Source organism: Nocardia sp. NPDC046763, assembly GCF_040645495.1.
In the GTDB taxonomy this organism is placed as follows: Bacteria; Actinomycetota; Actinomycetes; order Mycobacteriales; family Mycobacteriaceae; genus Nocardia.
This window is the reverse complement of record NZ_JBEYYI010000031.1, coordinates 84309-99034: the sequence shown is the minus strand read 5'-3', so window position 1 is coordinate 99034 and position 14726 is coordinate 84309. Positions and strand designations below refer to the sequence as shown.

The 14726-nt window shown below is 68.8% G+C and carries 16 protein-coding genes; 5 read left to right on the top strand and 11 right to left on the bottom strand.

The window, feature by feature from the left end:
* Positions 1-15 precede the first annotated feature (15 nt).
* The 4 genes from ABZ909_RS36205 to ABZ909_RS36190 form a co-directional block, all read right to left on the bottom strand.
* Positions 16-1695, bottom strand: a complete 1680-nt coding sequence (locus ABZ909_RS36205) for a SulP family inorganic anion transporter (protein ID WP_357009227.1) — start codon at positions 1693-1695, stop codon at positions 16-18.
* A gap of 181 nt (positions 1696-1876) precedes the next feature.
* The gene (locus ABZ909_RS36200) at positions 1877-2779 is read right to left on the bottom strand and encodes a universal stress protein (protein WP_357009166.1); all 903 of its coding nucleotides are present in this window, start codon (positions 2777-2779) and stop codon (positions 1877-1879) included.
* 18 nt (positions 2780-2797) lie between these two features.
* On the bottom strand, positions 2798-3058 hold the full coding sequence (locus ABZ909_RS36195; RefSeq protein WP_357009163.1) for an SHOCT domain-containing protein: 261 nt from the start codon (positions 3056-3058) through the stop codon (positions 2798-2800).
* A 30-nt stretch (positions 3059-3088) separates the two neighbouring features.
* Complete coding sequence (locus tag ABZ909_RS36190) at positions 3089-3850, bottom strand: SDR family oxidoreductase (protein ID WP_357009160.1); 762 nt, start codon at positions 3848-3850, stop codon at positions 3089-3091.
* Between the two features lie 179 nt (positions 3851-4029).
* Here ABZ909_RS36190 and ABZ909_RS36185 point away from each other — a divergent pair, with 179 nt between their 5' ends.
* From ABZ909_RS36185 to ABZ909_RS36165, 5 genes are all read left to right on the top strand, one after another.
* Positions 4030-4740 carry an SRPBCC family protein gene (locus ABZ909_RS36185; RefSeq protein ID WP_357009157.1) on the top strand — a complete coding sequence of 237 codons (711 nt, stop codon included), beginning with the start codon at positions 4030-4032 and terminating at the stop codon, positions 4738-4740.
* The gene (locus ABZ909_RS36180) at positions 4737-5738 is read left to right on the top strand and encodes a hypothetical protein (RefSeq protein ID WP_357009155.1); all 1002 of its coding nucleotides are present in this window, start codon (positions 4737-4739) and stop codon (positions 5736-5738) included. Before ABZ909_RS36185 ends, ABZ909_RS36180 begins: the two co-directional genes overlap by 4 nt.
* A 78-nt stretch (positions 5739-5816) precedes the next feature.
* Positions 5817-6821: a hypothetical protein gene (locus tag ABZ909_RS36175; protein ID WP_357009152.1), complete on the top strand. Its 1005-nt coding sequence runs from the start codon at positions 5817-5819 to the stop codon at positions 6819-6821.
* Positions 6822-6936: 115 nt separating this feature from the next.
* Positions 6937-7980, top strand: a complete 1044-nt coding sequence (locus ABZ909_RS36170) for a zinc-dependent alcohol dehydrogenase family protein (RefSeq protein ID WP_357009150.1) — start codon at positions 6937-6939, stop codon at positions 7978-7980.
* A gap of 314 nt (positions 7981-8294) precedes the next feature.
* A complete protein-coding gene (locus ABZ909_RS36165) occupies positions 8295-9155 on the top strand; it encodes a universal stress protein (RefSeq protein ID WP_357009147.1) in 861 nt (286 codons plus the stop codon).
* On the opposite strand, the gene ABZ909_RS36160 is transcribed toward ABZ909_RS36165, so the two are convergent.
* The 7 genes from ABZ909_RS36160 to ABZ909_RS36130 all read right to left on the bottom strand — a co-directional run bounded on the left by ABZ909_RS36160 (position 9122) and on the right by ABZ909_RS36130 (position 14707).
* Positions 9122-9445 carry a hypothetical protein gene (locus tag ABZ909_RS36160; RefSeq protein WP_357009144.1) on the bottom strand — a complete coding sequence of 108 codons (324 nt, stop codon included), beginning with the start codon at positions 9443-9445 and terminating at the stop codon, positions 9122-9124. The two genes, ABZ909_RS36165 and ABZ909_RS36160, sit on opposite strands and share 34 nt — an antisense overlap.
* Positions 9442-10119, bottom strand: a complete 678-nt coding sequence (locus tag ABZ909_RS36155) for a DUF4389 domain-containing protein (protein ID WP_357009141.1) — start codon at positions 10117-10119, stop codon at positions 9442-9444. Before ABZ909_RS36155 ends, ABZ909_RS36160 begins: the two co-directional genes overlap by 4 nt.
* A gap of 63 nt (positions 10120-10182) precedes the next feature.
* The gene (locus tag ABZ909_RS36150; protein ID WP_357009138.1) at positions 10183-10968 is read right to left on the bottom strand and encodes a hypothetical protein; all 786 of its coding nucleotides are present in this window, start codon (positions 10966-10968) and stop codon (positions 10183-10185) included.
* A 196-nt stretch (positions 10969-11164) separates the two neighbouring features.
* Positions 11165-12523, bottom strand: a complete 1359-nt coding sequence (locus ABZ909_RS36145) for a wax ester/triacylglycerol synthase family O-acyltransferase (RefSeq protein ID WP_357009136.1) — start codon at positions 12521-12523, stop codon at positions 11165-11167.
* A gap of 19 nt (positions 12524-12542) precedes the next feature.
* A complete protein-coding gene (locus ABZ909_RS36140; protein WP_357009133.1) occupies positions 12543-13442 on the bottom strand; it encodes a universal stress protein in 900 nt (299 codons plus the stop codon).
* Between the two features lie 30 nt (positions 13443-13472).
* Positions 13473-14063 (bottom strand): hypothetical protein, encoded by a 591-nt coding sequence (locus ABZ909_RS36135; RefSeq protein ID WP_357009130.1) that lies wholly within the window; start codon positions 14061-14063, stop codon positions 13473-13475.
* 80 nt (positions 14064-14143) lie between these two features.
* Positions 14144-14707: a SulP family inorganic anion transporter gene (locus ABZ909_RS36130; RefSeq protein WP_357009127.1), complete on the bottom strand. Its 564-nt coding sequence runs from the start codon at positions 14705-14707 to the stop codon at positions 14144-14146.
* Positions 14708-14726: the final 19 nt, after the last annotated feature.

The following is a 14726-nucleotide window of genomic DNA, read 5'->3' as shown; positions in this document are numbered from 1 at the left end:
CGCGGGCAAAGGGTGTCAGGCGCTCGCTCGATGACCGTCCCCGGCCACCGCGGGCGCCAGCTGCCGCGCACGGGTGATGGCATCGGGCGTGTGGGTGAACAGGTGGTCGGCGCCGCCCGCGGGCAGGGCCCCGATCGCGGTGAGGCGGCGCTGGTGATCGGGGCGAAGCCCGGACATGAGCACGATGATGTTGCGGTGTTCGAGTTTGCCGATCGCGTCCTTGAGCACCAGCGCACCGGTGGTGTCCAGCGCGGTGACGTGCGACATGCGCAGGATCACCACGTGCACATCCGATACCTCGGCCAGCTCCAGCAGGAATCGGTGCGCGCCCGCGAAGAACAGCGGCCCGTCGAGCCGGTAGGCGACGATGTGCTCGTCGAGCAGCTCGTGCTCCTCGGCCAGATGATCTCCCTCGTCCAGCGGAATCTGCTGCAGGCGTGCCTCTTTCGCGACCGCACGCAAGGCGAGTACCACCGCGATCCCCACGCCCACCGCCACCGCGGTCACCAGGTCGGCGGCGACGGTGACCAGGAACGTGACGCCCATGATCGCCGCGTCCCCCTTCGAAGCGCGGGCGATCGCCGCCAGCGACGCCGTCTCGACCATCCGCACCGTGGTCGCCAGCAGCACCCCCGCCAGCGCGGCGAGGGGAATCTGCCCGACCAGCGGAGCGGCCAGGAAGACGATGGCCGCGAGCACGATCGCGTGGGCGAGTGCGGCCAGCCGGGTGCGACCGCCCGAGCGGACGTTCACCGCAGTGCGCGCGATCGCGCCGGTGGCCGGGACACCTCCGAACAGCGGTGCGGCGATATTGGCCAGCCCCTGGCCGAACAGCTCACGGTCGGAGTTGTGGCGGGTACCCACCGCCATCGCGTCGGCGGCCGTGGCCGACAGCAGCGACTCCAATGCCGCCAGCGCGGCCACCGCCAACGCCGGCGCCAGCAGCGAACCGAGCTGGTCGACATGAAGGAAACCGAGGGAGGGAGCCTGCAATCCGGACGGGACGGCGCCGATCCGGGCCAATGGCAGATCGAACACCGCCACAGCCGCTGTCGCCAGCGCCACGGCCAGCAGCGCGAACGGCCAGCGGGGCAGATAGCGGCCACCGACCAGCATGAGTGCCGCCACCAGCAGGGCGGTGGCGATCGGCAGCGGGTCGAGATGCCCCAGGTACTGGCGCACGGCGTCAGCGGCGGCCTGCCACACCTTGTCCCCGTGCACGTGCGCGATACCGAGCGCGGCCGGGACCTGTTGCAACGCAATGACCACCGCGATTCCGGCGGTGAAGCCCTCGATCACCGGGGCGGGCATGTAGCGCACCGCACGCCCGACCCCGGCGACCGCGAGCACCACCAGCACGAGCCCGGCCAGCAGCCCCACGGCCAGCACCCCGCTCGCACCGTGCTGATGGAAGATCGGCACCAACACCACGGTCATCGCCCCCGTGGGCCCCGACACCTGGAACCGCGATCCGCCGAAGACCGCCGCAACCGTGCCCGCGATCACCGCGGTCGCCAGCCCGGCGGCCGCCCCGAGGCCCGAGGAGATCCCGAAGCCCAGCGCCAACGGCAGCGCGACCAGGGCGACGATCAGCCCGGACAGCAGATCGGCCCCCGGAGCACGCACGCCCGCACGCCAGTCCGACCAGACCGGCAACAGTGCCCGCACGCTCACAGTTCTTGCGCCAGAGCCGATTTCAACACTGCCGACTGCTCCCGCACAGACGCCGGCGGTTCCGCAGTGGTCTGATCGCCCATGGCAACGTTCTCCTTCACTAATAAACTAGGTTATTAGTTTAGAAAACCTGCAATCAATGCGAGCACGCACCCCCTGCCGGGGGCGGCACACAGCGCCCAGACCATGTCGGTCGGCCCGGTCAGCGGGTCGGCACGACGATCATCGGGCATTCCACGCTGTGCAGCAGCGCGTTGCTGGTCGAGCCGAGCAGCATGCCGGCGAAACCGCCGCGGCCGTGACTGCCGACCACCAGAAGCTGGGCGTTCTCCGCCGCATCCAGCAGGGACTGAATCGGGCGGTCGCGGACCAGAATCCGGCGGACCTGGACGTCCGGATAGCGCTCCCCGAATCCGGCCAGCCGTTCGGCGAGCAGTTCGGTTTCGCGTTCGCGGACGGCATCCCATCCCGACATTGGCAGCCCGGCCTGGTTGGTGTCGCTCCAGGCGTGCAGCGCATCGAGCCCGACCTTGCGGCGGGATGCCTCCTCGAAAGCCAGCCTCAGCGCGGGCACGCTGTTGGGTGTGCCATCGACGCCGACGAGCACCGGCTTCTCCGCGGAGACCGGGTCGATCGCAGCTGTCGAATGCACGATCGCGATGGGGCAGTGGGCATGTCGCGTCACCGCGGTACTGACCGATCCGAGCAGGCCGCGCCGGATCGCGCCGCGCCCGCGGCTGCCCACGACGAGCAGTCGAGCGTGCCTCGACCGTTCGATCAGAGACGGAATCGCCGTGTCGAAGGTGACGTCGGTACGAATGGAGAGGCCGTCGCCGACGGCCGCGGTGCGCGCCACGCGACTCGCTTCGGTGACCACCCGTTCGCCGTCGAGGCGCAGCCAGTCGGTGTCGGTATCAGTCAGCATCGCACCGGGTCCCCATCCGCCGGGGACCGCCACCGAGGTGACAATCTCGAGCGGCGAGCCGTGCAATCCCGCATCCACGGCCGCCCAGGCCACGGCCAGGTACGAAACGGCCGACCCGTCGGTTGCCACGACGACCGGCGGATTCAATTGCCCGCCAGGGGTTTCGGAAATCTCCGACATGCTCACACTCCCGTCGTTCTACTGCCGCGCGCCCGAGGCCCGCAGTGCGGCAAGGCGATTGGCGTATTCGGTCTCGTCGATCTCACCGCGCGCGAAACGCTGGGCCAGCAGTTCCTGCGGGGACGGGGATTCATAGCGGCCCGAGCGGCCCGGGTCGGATACCGCGAACCGCACCGCGAGCACGATCCCGACGATGAGCAGGGCCCAGAAGACCAACATGCCCACGCCCATCCAGGCGTAGCCCCAGCCACTCATGTCGTGGCCGTACCAATACATCATGGCGATGCCTCCAGTTCTTTCGTGTCGCCATTACCCCTGGTCGGCACCGGATGTTTCGACCAGCCCGGCCTGACCGGTGGTCGCGCCGCCGTCGACCACGAATTCCGACCCGGTCGAGAAGGTCGCCTCCGTGACGAGGAACCGCACCATGGCCGCGACCTCCTCCGGTTCGCCGAATCGCGACAGCGGCTGGGTGGCGGCGATCGACTCGGCCAGGCCGGCGGTCATCGCCGTATGAATCGGCCCAGGGTGCACCGAGCACACGCGAATGCCGGACGAACCCAGTTCCAGCGCCGCGGCTTTGGTCAATCCACGCAGTCCCCACTTACTGGCGACATATCCGCTGATGCCCGCGTAGCCCATCAGGCCCGCGGTCGAGGAGATATTGACGATCGTGCCGCCGCCCGCGGCACGCAGGCGCGGCGCGGCCAGCCGCATCCCGAGCCAGGGCCCGTAGAGGTTGACGTCCAGCACGTGCCGGAACAAGGCGGGCGACTCGGACTCGACGGTCCCGAAGTCGAGGATCTCGGCGGTATTCACCAGTGCGCCCAGCGGGCCGAATTCCCGCTCGGCCTTCTCCAGCACCCGCTGCCACTCATCCTCGTCGGTGACGTCGAGATGATGGAATCGTGCTTGCGGCCCATGGATTTCGGCGAGTTTCGTCCCGGCTTCGGTGCGCAGGTCGGCAATGACGACGCCGAAGCCCGCCTTCGCCAGTTCCGCGACCACCGCCGCGCCGATTCCGCGCGCACCGCCGGTGACGATCGCGCTCCTGTCCGCGAACTCCGTCATGGCCTGTCCTCCGATCCGTGCGAATCCGCTGTTCGTTCACAGCATCCCGCGCGGGCGAGCCGCGGCGAGACGGCCGAAAGTCACCGGTTCCGAGGGCGGATGTCGGGCCATCGGTCCCTGCGGAAATCCGGCCGCGCGGCCGAGGATCGACATCGACGTCCTACCGAGAGGAAGAACCCATGAAGGCACCATTGGCGACCGTGATCGGCGTGGCCTCGGCCCTCACCGGACTGGCCGCCGGATACCGGCTCTTCGCGCGCACCAAGTGCGTGACCTGGGGCTCGACCGCCGAGGAGGTCGGGCGGACGATGCCCGGTGACGACCTGCTGGCCGAGGCCGCCACGGTCACCACGCGCGCGATCACCGTCGCCGCCACGCCGGAGCAGATCTGGCCGTGGCTGGTTCAGATGGGACCCGGCCGGGCCGGCGCCTACACCTATGACTGGATCGAGAACCTGCTCGGGCTGGACATGCACAGCGCCGACCAGATCCTGCCGCAGTATCAGCAACTCGCCGTGGACGATGTGCTGCCGATGGGCAAGTCCGGTCCCGCAATGCGGGTGGCTGTGCTCGATCGTCCGCGCGCCCTCGTACTGGCCTCGACCGACCAACATTGGGTGTGGGCGTTCGGCCTCTACCCGACCGCCGAGGGCACCCGATTGATCAGCCGCAACCGCATCGCGCTCCCGGATGCCGGTCTGCTGCAACGCCTTTTCTACATGCTGATCATGGAGCCCGGCAGCCTCATCATGGAGGCCAAGATGCTGCACGGCATCAAGGAGCGTGCCGAACGCACCGTGCCGGCGCTCACCCTGGTGACCAACGTCCCTGGTCAGCAGGCGGAAAGCCCGTATGTTCCGAACTGGCCGACGCGAACACTCGAAGTATGACCGCAATGAACGCCACCCCGCTCGCCGTACCCGACCACCGCACGCTGACGGCCGCGATGCTGCTGGCTTCGCGCGCGCCCTCCGTGCACAACACCCAGCCCTGGCATTGGCGCTTCGACGGCGCGCGGCTGCACCTGCACACCGATCCCGACCGGCTGCTCATCGCCGCGGACCCGCACGGCCGCCAGCAGGTGATCAGCTGCGGCGCCATGCTGCACCACGTCCGCACCGCGTTCGGCGCGCACGGCTGGCACACCGACACCACCCGGGTCCCGGACCCACTGGATCCCGGCCGCCTGGCCGAGATCAGCTTCCGGCCCTGGCCCGAACCCCCATCGGGTCTGGTGGCCCGCGCGGGCGCCATCCAGCACCGCCGCACCGACCGGCTGCCGCTGGGCGCGCCCGAGAACTGGGAAGACCTCCAGCGCAGGCTGCGCATGCTGGTCTCGCCGCACTATCTGGAGCTGGACACGCTCGACGACGCGGTCCAGGCCAGGCTGGCCGCGGTATCCCAGCAGACTGCGGCGCTGCGCCGGCACGACATGATGTACCAGGCCGAGATCGGCTGGTGGGCAGGGCATTCCGGAGATCCCGAAGGCGTTCCGGCCGCATCGCTGGTCTCGGACGCGGAATTCGCCCGGGTCCGGGTGGGCCGGGTCTTCCCGTCCGCGCCGCACTCAATGCGGCGCGCGGAGACCGACGACCACGCCGAGATGGTGATGCTCAGCTCGGAGGCCGATTCCTTACCCGAGTGGCTGGCGACGGGCGAGGCCCTCTCGGCGGTCCTGCTCGAATGCACGGTAGCCGGGCTGGCGACCTGCGCGCTCACCCACATCACCGAATTGCCCACGGGCCGGAATATTCTCACCAATCTGCTGCAGCATCCCGGCACACCACAGATCGTCGTGCGGATCGGCACCGTGCCGGACGGGGAACCGCCCCTGCCGCCGACTCCCCGGCGCCCGCTGGCCGACATCCTCACGATCGACCAGGGCTGACCCGAGCGGCGGAATCAGCCTGCTCGTCGGTTGCCCGATCGCTCTCTCTTCCGAAGCCAGCGAAAGGCGGTATCCACCATGATCAGCGCGGCGTCGCAGGCGGTGTCCGGGAACCCGGCCCCCTTCACCTGGGTGACGGCGGTCTCGATGCTGGTGTTCTGCGGAATCCTGTGGCTCATCGTCGATTACATGCGCACCCGTCCACGGCCCGCGATGTGGGTGTGGGGACTGTCGCTGCTGACCTTCCCGCTGTGGATCTGGGGACCGGGCCGCGATATCGGCCTGATCAACTGGTTCTCGTGGGCCAAGATCCTGTCGGTGCTGATCCCGCTGACCCTGGTCGGCGCGATGCGGATCTCCGTGGCCGAGCAACGCCCCGGGCGGGTGTGGGAGATCCTGCGCAATCCGCGATTCCTGTGGTTCCCGTACGCGATCCTGTTCCTCAATATCGCCGAGGCCACCCTGCGCGACGCCCAGATCGGCAACTACTGGAACGCCGCGGTCGGGCTCGGACTGTGCCTCACGATCCCCTACTGCCCGCGCTTCTGGGAAGTGCTGCCCGGCCGCAACGCCGAGCTCGTCGCCTACACGACCATGGCGTGGAACTTCCTCTACACCACCTGGAATCTGTGCTTCACCTTCGGCGGATATCCCCCGCAGGAAGAGCATTTCGCAGCCAGCATCTGCATTCTCGCGGTCGCGGAGATCTATCCGCTGGTCAAGCGCCGCCCCGAGCTCTACATCATGGCCCGCATCTACACGTTGCCCGTGCTCATGCTGGTGATCGCGATCTACAACATCTTCCCGAAGGTGATGCCCTCGGACGGGTGGTTCAACAATGATGTCTGGATCGTCTGGGGCGTAGTCAATTTCGTCCTCACCATCCCCTACCTGTTCTGGTACACCTGGCAGCTCGAGACCGGCCGCTCCTTCCTCACCTTCCGCCGCGGCCGCGCCCGCGAGGACTTCCTGGCCCGGCATGGCGAACAGGTCCACCAGCTCATGGACTTCGCCGATTCTCTCGATGCCGCGACCGATACGCACAGCCGCCGATCACGCACTGCCGCGACACCGGACCGTTAGTCCGACCCGCAACCCGCAACGCTGCCTTCGACCCTGGGATTCGGGACCTATGGCACCAGTCTCGGGCTGTTGAGCGGGAATACGGTCGAAATGCCCGCCCACAGGAGGTATTCCCATGCGAGCAATGGTTTTTCATGGACCCGGACAGAAATCCTGGGATGAGGTCCCCGACCCGATCATCACGCAACCGACCGATGCGATCATCCGCGTCGAGGCGGTGACGATCTGCGGCACCGATCTGCACATTCTCGGGGGTGACGTACCCGAGTTCGCGCCCGGCCGGATTCTCGGTCACGAAGCCGTGGGCACCGTCGTCGAGGTGGGTGCCGGAGTTCACACCCGCAAGGTCGGCGAGCGGGTTCTGGTCTCCTGCATCAGCGCTTGCGGCGCATGCCGATTCTGCCGGGAGAGCCGTTACGGGCAGTGCCTCGGCGGCGGTGGCTGGGTCCTGGGCCATCTCATCGACGGCACGCAGGCGGAATTGGTGCGCGTCCCCTTCGCCGATACCTCGACCTATCCTATCCCCCAAAGCATTTCCGACGAGCAGATGCTCATGCTCGCCGACATTCTGCCCACCAGCTACGAGGTCGGTGTCCTCAACGGCGCTGTGCGGCCGGGCGATACGGTGGCGATCATCGGCGCGGGTCCGATCGGGCTGGCCGCGATCGTCACCTCGCGGCTCTACAGCCCCGGCCACATCGTGGCCATCGACCTGGCCGACAGCCGGCTCGACGCCGCCGCGAAACTGGGCGCGGATGTGATCGTCAACAGCGGTCGCGACAATCCCTCCGACGTGATCGCGCGGCTGACCGGCGGCCTCGGCGCGGACGTCACCATCGAGGCGGTAGGAGTCCCCGAAACCTTCGAGACCGCAGTCGATCTTGTCCGCTCGGGCGGTCACGTCGCCAATATCGGCGTGCACGGCAAGCCCGCCACCCTGCACCTCGAGAAGATCTGGATCCGGGACCTGACAATCACCACCGGCCTGGTCGACACCTACTCCACACCCCGGCTCATCGACCTGGTGGCCAGCGGCCGCCTCGACCCCGCCGCGATGATCACCCACCGCTTCACGATGGACGAATTCCCCTCCGCGTACGACACCTTCGCGCGCGCCGGCGAGACCGGAGCGCTCAAGGTCGTGATCACCGCAGAGTAGGTCCGCCATGAGCGCCACCGATCCTGTACGCTCGCGCCCTCTGGCCGATCCTGGCCCTGGTCAGCATCCCAGGCTCCATCCGGTACCAGATCATCCCCGGCCGGCACAGGGCCGAGCCGTTCGCCGTCCCGGCTCGGGACACCGGTGACCACGCGCGAGCCTGGTGGCGGGTCACCGAGCTGTCGCCCGGCTGATCCCGCGAGCGGATGGTCTTACGTCACCACGATCAGGGTCTCTCGCATCGTGTGCGATCGACGGTGACGGGTCATTCTCGGAGGGTCGGAGCAGATACGCCGGGCGGGAGGCAGGGAACGATGGACGCGCACCATGATCGCCATGCCGTGGTGGCCGGGGTGGACGGCTCGACGGTTTCACTCAATGCGGTCCGCTGGGCCGCATATCTCGCCACGGCCATCCACGAACCGCTCGTGATCGCCTGCGCTCCGAAATTTCCCCACGGCGACGGCGAGCCGGAGCACGCTCCCCAGCGCGGCCGGGTGGTGCGCTGGCACGAGATCGCCGCGCGGACCGCCGAACACGCTGTGGCACTGGTCCATTCCTGCGCACCGGAGTTGCCCGTCACCACCGAGGTCACCCCCGAGGCGGCCGCTCCCGCGCTCGTCGCGCGCAGCACGGACGCCCGGATCCTGGTGGTCGGGGCCCGGACCGCCTGGGATGGGCGGCTGGTCGGCCCGACGACCATGGAGGTCGCACGGCACGCGCGGTGCCCGGTCGCGGTATGGCGCGGCACCGCGGGCCGTCGCATTCCGCGGCGGAAGCCGGTCACGGTCGGAGTGGACGGCACCCCGCTCAGTACTGCGGCCCTCGTGCTGGGATTCGAACTCGCCGAGGCACTTTCGGTGCCGCTGACCGCCGTGCACTGCCGGCCGGGGAGCCGGATCGCGGCGATCGGTCCGGCAGCCGACCACACGGCCGCGGACAATGCCGTCCTGACGAGTGCGCTGACCCCGCATCGCCTGGCTCACCCGGACGTGGATGTCACCGAGGTGTCCGTTCCCGGCGTACCCGCCACCGTTCTGGCGGAGGCGGGACGCGACTCCCAGCTGCTGGTCGTCGGCACCCGCCCCCGCAACTCAGCGACCGCCGCATTGTTCGGCTCCACGAGCCGGGATCTGTTGCATCACTCCCCCTGCCCCGTCGTGCTGTGCGGTTGAGCGGCACCGCCCGGGCCGGTGTCCTGCTGCCAGGACGCGGCTTCGGCGAGGCTGTGGAAGGGCCAGAGGGGTTGGTGGCGAGACGAGGTCGCGAGGAGCGCCGTTGCCGTGGTCGCACTCGGCCCGGCCAGGGCCGATGAGATAACGGTGGCCGGTGGTGGCGGCGCGGACTGGTCGTTGCGATCGAAGAGGATCGCCACCAGCGCCGCGGCGGCCAGCACCACCGCGACCGCGAGCAGCACGGCAATGATTGCCCAGCGGTCCGGCACCCGAGGGAATCTCGTTGTCACGGCACGACATCCTCGATCGGTTCCCGCGGTCCCTGGTCGAGCCGGAAGGGTGGATAGTCGTCGGTCAGCAGCGCCGAATACGCCAGGACGCGGTAGAACCACCGGTTCACACCGAGGACGAAACCGAACAGCCCGCGCGGGTAGCGGCCGGTGAACAGCAGGGCGACCGCGGCGATCAGCACCAGCACGCCGATCAGCGGAATCGTGTTGTTGCCGTTGCCCGAGCCATTACCCAGTACCACGCCACCGCTGAACAGGGCGGCCAGAATCAAGTAGTGCGGGATGGCGAGCAGCCACCATTTCACGAGAGCGAGCCCGCGCGAGAGCTGTTCGGGGTAATCGATCTCCAGATCTGTCGGGTAGTCGGTCTGCCGCAGGGTGAACGGCGGATACCTGTCGGTGCCCAGTGCCGCGTAGGTGTAGAACTGCACCCGCCAGGACCAGCGCATCACACCCACGCTGAAGTCGAACAGGGAGCGCGGGTAGCGCCCGGTGAACAGGATCGCGAACCACGCCACCACCGTGACCGCCCAGAAGGCGATCCACAGGAACAACAGCACGATGTAGTGGGGTATCGCGAGGATCCATTTCACCAGCCACAGCCAGCGAGAGAGCGGTTCGTCCAGGTCGCCGCGCAGTCGGACGGAGCGGACGGTCGAGGGTTCGGGGTTCATGTCGGTCTCCTGTTCGGAACAAAGGGTCGAGCACGGTCTCGATAGGGAATCCGTTGCCGGACTTCAGGATCGGCGCTCCGTACGCGGCGTCCTGCGATGCCCGTCGGCCAGTACCTGGGTCAGGAAGGCGCCGGTCACCCACGCCATGGCAGCGGCCATGGCCGCACCGCCCAGCGCTCCGATGGCGGCGGTGAGAATCGGCGGCTGACCCGGCTGCCACAACGGCGGCGCCACCACCGTGAAGGCGATGAGCCCACCGATCCATGCCACCGCGTTGGCCAGGATCCACAGTGCGGACCGATCACTGAAGCGGCGCAATACCGTCCACTGCGCGACGCCGATCGAGGACACCACGATCAGCGAGCCCGCCACGGCCACCGGAATCTGTGCCCATGTGGGCCACGCGCCGAATCGCTCGCCGTAGAGCATGGGCAGCACACCGATCAACCACGCCGCCACCGCCCCGGTCGAGGTGACCGCTATCCATTCGCTAATTCGCAGACAGGACAACAGTATTCGCAATACCCGGGCCTGGAAGTACCCGAGGACGGCGCCTTCGGCGGCCCCCGCCGTCAGCATGACGGCGGCAACCGTCGCCCCACTCGCGTGTGCGATGAGCGCACCCGCGAGTGCCGGTACGAGGAACCCGAGGAATTCTCCGGCGGTCACCGTGGCGAACCACCGTGCGCGCACTTCGCGCACTTCGCGCACCTCGCGCGCCGCGGGCACCGCCGGCTCGATCACCGCGCCGGAAGGCCGTGTCCTGTACGCCCCCAGCGCATGTCGCAGTCCGTTCGGCAGCCGCGCGGCCGCCGCCCCGATGCCGTGACCCCCGTACTCGGTAACCATTGTGTCCTCCGTCCGCGAGCGCGTCGATCCGCCCGCCGATCCGATCGTCCGCCGCGACCGGGCACCGCGGACAGAAGCCGAAGTCCCACGCCCGACGGCCTTTCGCCGCTGCCGGTCCACCGCCGGCGGCACCGTGGGCAGGACCTTGGTCCCGCGGGTGGCCGGCTGCCCGACCGTGGCCCCGAGCACCGCAGACCTACTCGGCCGGGTGCTGCTGCCGGGCTCGCGCCGCGGTGAGCAGTTCGGCTATGGCGCTGTGGATTCCGTCGGCGAGCACCTCGAGGTCCGGGGTGGAGTCGTAGTCGCCGGTGATGCCGAAGGTGAGCTGATCGCCGTAGCTCAGGACCGCGATGCCGGTGCGCACACGCATGGCGATGGGAATGGCCGGTATCAGCTCCAGGACCTCGCGACCCAGCATGGTGAGGGTGCGGCGCGGGCCCGGGACGTTGGTCGCCACGGCCGTCACGCCGCGCTGCGGCAGACGCGACGACAGCCGCATGCCCCAGGCGACCGGAGCGAACGGGAGCAGGCCGGCGAGGGCGAGCAGCGACTTCTCGGCTTGCGCCGCCCCGCTGGACTTGTGTCGGGCCATCCGCCGGTGGATGGTGGTGAGCCGTTCGACCGGGTCGTCCAGATGCAGGGGCAGCAGGGACAGCACCGCCGAAACACGGTTGTCGAGAAACGTTTTCGCATCGGCAGCGCGCATCGACACCGGGACGAGGATCCGCACGCTGTTCCCGGTGGGTTCTTCCCCGCGCCCGAGCAGGACAGCTCGGTACGCCGATGTCACCGCGGCCAGCACGACGTCGTTGACCGTCGCGTCGAAGCCGTGGCCGATCTCTCGGATCTCGCTGAGCGAGGCTCGCGCGATCGCATAGCGCCGTTGCCTGCCGAGCGGACCGTTGAGCGAGGAGGCCGCGGGCGTGGAGACGAGAGCGGCCGCCACCGGGACCAGGCTGCGGACCAGGCCCAACGCATAGCGTGGCACCTCCACGGGCAATCGGAGCCCGGTGACCGCCCAGTCGAACCAATTCCTGCCTCCGTCGGCATCGGTGTCCGGCGCCCTCTCCTCCCGGCTCTCCACTTCCGTTTCATCACAGAAGCTTTCGAACAGGTTCACGCCGGAGACACCATCGACCAGACTGTGGTGCGCCTTCACGATCACGGCCCAGCGCCCGCCCGCGAGATGGTCGATAACGACGCACTCCCACATCGGATGATCGCGGTCCAGGCGCTCCACCAGCTCACCGGCGACGAATTCGCGCAAGGCGGGCTCGTCGGCAGGCGCGGGCAGCGCGCTCCACCGGATATGGTGGGCGAGATCGAAATTCGGGTCGTCCTCCCATACCGGTACGGCCAGGTCCAGTGGCGCACGCCGGACACGTTGCCGCAGACGGTCGTTGGCCGAGACCCGCGCGGCCAGCGCCGTCGTGAACTCCGCACGATCGGGAGGCGCACCGGCCAGGATCGCGACGGCGGCGATACCGAGGCTGATATGCCGGTCGGAGTCCTCCAGTTCGATGAATCCCACGTCCAGCGGCTGCAATTCGGTCATGACCACACCTGATCTTCGATTACGCGCGCACGACGACTGTGGGGGTCTCGACGTTGTGCAACACGGTGGAACCGGTGGAACCGAGCAGCATGCCCGTGAAGCCGCCGCGGCCGCGGCTGCCGATCACGACCAGTTGCGCGTGCTCGGATTCCTGGAGCAGAGCCTGACCCGGGCGTTCCGTCACCATCATGCGACGGACCGGCACGTCGGGATAGCGTTCACCGAACCCGGCGAGCCGCTCGGAGAGCAGTTCGTTCTCCTGCGCGCGCAGCGGCTCCCAGCCGATCAGCGGCACGTATGAGCCGAGAACGTCGGTCCAGGCGTGTAGCGCGGTCACCCCGACCTTGCGCACCGAGGCCTCCTGGAACGCGAATTCCACTGCGGGCACGCTGTGGGGTGAGCCGTCGATGCCGACCAGCACCGGCTTCTCCGCCGACAGCGGATCGGCCGCCGCGGTCGCGTGGATCACCGCTACCGGGCAGTGCGCGTGCCGGGTGACCGCGCCGGCCACCGAGCCGAGTAGTCCGCGCCGGATCGCGCCCAGTCCACGGCTGCCCATGGCGATCGCACGAGCGTGCCGGGACCGATCGAGGAGATGGCCGATGATGGGTTCGCGAATCACCTCGGTCGTGATCGGCACGCCCGCACCCGTCGCCGCGGCGCGCACCACGCGGCCGGCCTCGTCGACGATTCGCTGACCGTCCCGGTCCAGCAGCGCCAGGTCGGTGTCTCCGAGCAACTCGCCAGGGATTTCGCCGACGGGCAACGAGATGGAGGTGACGAGGTGCAGTCCGCAGCCGTGCAGATCCGCGGCCACCGCGGCCCACACCGCCGCCTGGTACGAGGTCGCCGAGCCGTCGACGGCGGCAATGATCTGCGACATCGGTTGCCCGGCAACAGAACTGGGATCCGCGCTCATGATCGGTATCCTCCCGATGGTCTGTGGTGACTACGTACCGATGGGACGGCCGAGCCCGCGCAGCTCCGCCTCCCAGCGCACGGCGTGCAGTCGTTCCAGCAGCTGCGCGACGCACCAGAGCAGCGCGAGTACTCCGAATCCGGCTCCCATGAGCAGCGCGACACCGGTGCCGACGCCGTCCCACATCGCCATCTCGGGTTGCCGCGGCGGATCGGTGACCAGTCCGTCGGGCCCGACCCAGATCTGCACCGTGTCACCGGCCTTCGTATCGTGCCGGATCTCGATCGTTCCGGTCGCGAGGTTCCCGTCGTCGCGCTGCCACTGCACCTGTGACTCGAAACGCGCCGGCTGCACCGGCCCGGCCGGCTGGATTTCCTTCGGCACGGTCAGAACCGTCGCGTGGACCGTGGTCTTCGAAGCGTTCGCGACGCTGATGTGGTCGGCGCTGCGGGTGTACGTCTCGGTGCCGACCGCGGCGGCCACCGGCACGGCCAGCAGCAACAGGACCACCGCCAGCACGCGCAGCACCGACTCCCAGCGGTCGGATGCCCGCATGAGCGGATTCGTGTTCCACGGCCGCATCCGCCACACCCGCCACGGCAGTGAGCAATTGTGCGACATGGGCTTGCACCTCATCCCTGGAGTTTCTTGTCTGCCCGTTCAGCATCTCGCTTCCGCAGCCGCTCGGTGACGGCCGAAAGTCACCGATCCGCCGGTCCGAGGTCGCCGGTCTGGTGCCGATAGGCCGCCAGCGCCGTCGGCAGCGTCGGGAACAGGCGATCGGCGCCGATGCGGGCGGTGAGCCCGGCAGCGTCGAGCGCCGCCCGTAGATCCTTCTCGACCCTCGCGATCGCGAAAACCACTCCGCGGGAGGCCAATTCGGCGCGAAGCTGGTCGACGGCGTCCAGTGCGGTGACATCGACCTCGAAATTGGCCTCGGCGTTGAGGACGAACCAGCGCACCGGGACCGTCGCGGCGGCTGTATCGACGGCCAGGGTACCGCCGGCCAGACACACGGTAGGCCAATGCAATTCGTCGACATGCGCGGCGAAGGACCGTAGTTGGTCGGGGATGGACTCCCCCGCCACGTTTACCCGGCTCACCCGGCAGAGCTGGCCCACGATCATGATTCCTGCCGTCCCGGCCAGGTTGCCGACCAGTACCGGCTTGGACAGCAGGTCGGCCAGCACCCCGAGCCGGGTCACCGCGCCGGTAACCCCGGAACTGTCGTGTCCCGGGCAGCCACCGCCCTGTGGCGTCACCATCAGAGCACCGTAGCGCGCG